1 protein-coding gene is annotated in these 922 nt (G+C 62.3%); it reads left to right on the top strand.

What is annotated here, in order from left to right:
• Nucleotides 1–131 precede the first annotated feature (131 nt).
• Nucleotides 132–922 (top strand): hypothetical protein (locus DB30_RS40965; protein WP_052559546.1); only part of this gene is annotated, 791 nt, incomplete at its 3' end.

Below are 922 nucleotides of genomic sequence, written 5' to 3'. Positions count from 1 at the left end.
AGGATCATGGGTGGCCCGGTGGCGGGCCACCGTCCCGGTGACGGGCCACTTTGCGATCGCAGAAATATCGCAAGTCACCGAGATGACTACGATCGTCGTGCCGGCATGTCGCTTGCGATTCAGCAGGCTCGATGGCCGACCCCGAGCAGCTTGCGACCGCGCATGAGGCCCTGATCTTGCTTCTCAGCAAGATGCCTCGACTGGCGTTGATCGAGATCCTGTGTGCGGCCGCGGGGATTGATCTGATCGAGGTCAGTGAAGTCCGTGAGCGCACGCCGACCTTTGAAGTTCCCAACCTCAACCGCCGGGCACGCAAAGGGTTGATCGATTTCTTGCTCGTCGCTATTGCCGGCAACGGTGTCACCCTCATGCACTGGATTATCGAGGTGCAGCTGTGCTGGGACGCGAATAAACAGTGGAATTGGGCGCTCTACGCGGTCGCGGTCGGGGCGGAGTCGAAGAAACCCGCGGTCGTGGCCGTGTTTACGCCTGATCCAGTGCTTCGGGCCCGCATACGCACGAAGTTGATCCCGAAAATATTGCCACCACCTGCCCTCGTTGAGCCGGATCATATCGAGCTGATTGACGACGTCGAAGAGGCACGGCGTCGACCCCACGAGACGATCCTCGGCGCCGTCTACCACGCAGCGTCGGACACGCCCGTGGAGCGGCGGGTGGCCGCGATCCGGGCCGCTTGGATTGCGGTACAGACCCTCGATCCGTGGGAGTGCCGGAGCTACACTGTGCTCATGCTGACGACCACGCCCACCGACATCGCCGAGCGTGCCCGCGAAGAATTGCGCGAGCAGGAGGAACGGGACTCGTATCGCTTCATCACCTTCGAGGAGTACGAGATCTCCGATCTCGAGCGCAACAGCTTCCTGGGCGAGAAGGCCCACCGAATCGGCAAGCAGGAAGGCCG

The sequence above is a fragment of the Enhygromyxa salina genome, assembly GCF_000737335.2.
Lineage (GTDB): Bacteria > Myxococcota_A > Polyangia > Nannocystales > Nannocystaceae > Plesiocystis > Plesiocystis salina_C.
Note: the sequence above shows the minus strand (reverse complement) of the source record. Positions and strands in the feature narration are given on the sequence as shown.